This window comes from Pseudonocardia pini (assembly GCF_013870575.1).
Classification (GTDB): Bacteria; Actinomycetota; Actinomycetes; order Mycobacteriales; family Pseudonocardiaceae; genus Pseudonocardia; species Pseudonocardia pini.
The window spans coordinates 1-2,234 of the sequence record NZ_JACBXB010000843.1; the positions used below are offsets into that span (position 1 = coordinate 1).

Consider the following 2,234-nt stretch of genomic DNA (forward strand, 5'->3'; position numbering starts at 1 on the left):
GCAACGCCTCCGCGACACCCTGCGGGCGCTGCTGCGGCACGGGCACAACCGGGCCCTGGCGGCGAAGGCCCTCACCGTGCACCACAAGACGGTGAGCTACCGGGTCGCGCAGGCGGAGGAGCTGCTCGGTCGCTCGCTGGCCGCGGACACGTTGGACCTCGAGGTGGCGCTGGTGATCGACGAGACGTTGGGCGGGCTCTGAGCCGCCGGGTGGGACCGGAGGGAGCGCCGGTCCCACCCGGCGTGCTCGAGGGGTGGGGCTCAGCCGGTGACGTCGCGGCCGATCAGCTGGCGGGCGACGATCCACTGCTGGAGCTCGTTGGCGCCCTCGAAGATCTCCAGGATCTTGGCGTCCCGGTACATCTCCTCGAGCCGGTAGGCCTCGCCGCTCTCCGAGACGTGCCGGGCGAAGCCGACGGCGCCGTGGATCTGGATGGCCTCGCGGACGATGTCGTTGGCCACGCGCGTGCCGTAGGCCTTCGCCATGGCGGCCTCGGGCTCGGCGGTGCGGTCGCCCTTGTCCAGCAGCACCGCGGCCTTCTGGTAGAGGCTGCGGGCGCACTCGATCTCGGTGGCACGCTGCGCCATCTGGAACTGCCAGTGCTGCATCTTCCCCAGCGGGCCGCCGAAGACCTGTCGGGTGCGCAGCCGCTCGACGGACAGGTCCAGGGCGGCCTGAGCCACGCCGACGCCGGCGGCGCCGATCCCGATCCGACCCCTGACCAGCGCGGACAGCGCGACCCCGAGACCGTTGCCCGGCACGCCGAGCAGGTTCTCGCGGGGGACGTGCACGTCGTCGAACACGATGTCGGCGGTGATCTGGCCACGGTGGCCCATCTTCAGGTCCGGCTCGCCGATCCTGATGCCCGGCGAGGACAGGTCCACGAGCATCATGTGCGCCCGCTTCGTGTCCGAGGCGCGGACCAGCACGGACACCCAGCCCGCGACGACGCTGTTGGTGATCCACCGCTTCCGGCCGGTCACGCGGAACCCGTCGGCGGTCTCCTCGGCGACCGTCTGCATCCGCTCGGCGGTCAGGTCCGAGCTGGTCTCGGGCTCGGTCGTGGCGAAGGCGAAGGCGGTGCGCCCGGAGACGAGCTCGGGGATCAGCTTCGCGCGCAGCTCCGCGGAGGCGAAGGTGAGGGTCTGGGGCACGAGGATGCACTGGCCGTCGAACACCCCCGCCATGGACGACGAGTGGTAGGCGATCTCCTCGGTGACGGTGCAGGTCCCGAGCATGGGGTACTCGAGCCCGCGCCCGAAGTCGGTGCCGAACGGCACGGCGAACAGGCCCTCGTCGGCCAGCCCGCGGAAGGCCTCCCAGGGGAAGGACTCCTTCGACTCCTCCCGGGAGCCGATGTCGCGGGCGAACGGCGCGAGCCGCTTCTCGACGGCGGCACGCGCCTCGGTGCGCAGCGCGATCGTCTCCTCCGGGAGGAAGACGTCGTGGGTCATGCGGTCCTGTGTGCGGGGGACGAGTGCCGTCATCGGGGTCCTTCGTCGGTCGAGGGTGGACTGGGGTCGAGCGTGGCGGAGGGCTCCCGGTCGGACCAGTGCCCGAGCCGTTCGGGGGAGGTCTTCACCCCCGTCGCGGGAGGGCCGCTCACGTGGCGCTGGGGCCGGGGGTCCCGGTCTCGGATGCCGCGGCGTCACCGTGAGCCTGCGTGCTGTCCTCCGGTCCGGTCTGCTCGTCCGACACCGTCGTCCTCCCTCGTTCGGGCCCGCCGGGGTGGCGGGCGCCCCGCCGCGAGGGCGGGGCCGTGCACGAACCGGCCGGTCGCACCGCAACCACCGGTCGGCGGAATTCAAACAGGTCAGCGGGGCAGGGGGAACCGCAGCGCCCCGGACGAGGCCGCGGACGGCCGCCTCAGCGCGACGAGCCGCGCCCGACGCGACACTCCGACGTCCGACAACGACGCAGCGTGACCGTTGCCGCCGTGATCGCACGTTTCGTGCTGTCAGCGCTCTCGCGGCCACGCGCACCGCACCAAGATCGGCGAAAGTGTGCTCACAGCGCTGCCCCAACCGCTCTCACCGCACGCAGACAGCGATCTTGCCGCGCTCAGAGCACGAAACGTGCGATCTTGGCGGCATCTGGGGCAAGTGAGTCCCCGAGAGCACCCCCCACACCCGTCGCGCACCACCGTGTGCGACCACCACATAGGGTCGCGGGCGTGCCCTCCCTGGTCGCCGTCGTCCCCCAACCCCCGCTCCTCGTCCCCGAGCTCGCGGGC

Annotated in this window: 2 protein-coding genes; one reads left to right on the top strand and one right to left on the bottom strand. The window is 72.2% G+C overall.

Annotation, left to right across the window (positions count from 1 at the left end; all coding sequences use genetic code 11):
* Positions 1-202 (top strand): helix-turn-helix domain-containing protein (locus H5J29_RS29780; RefSeq protein WP_181784291.1); only part of this gene is annotated, 202 nt, incomplete at its 5' end.
* Positions 203-261: 59 nt separating this feature from the next.
* Here H5J29_RS29780 and H5J29_RS29785 read toward each other — a convergent pair.
* On the bottom strand, positions 262-1,488 hold the full coding sequence (locus H5J29_RS29785; protein ID WP_181784292.1) for an acyl-CoA dehydrogenase family protein: 1,227 nt from the start codon (positions 1,486-1,488) through the stop codon (positions 262-264).
* Positions 1,489-2,234: the final 746 nt, after the last annotated feature.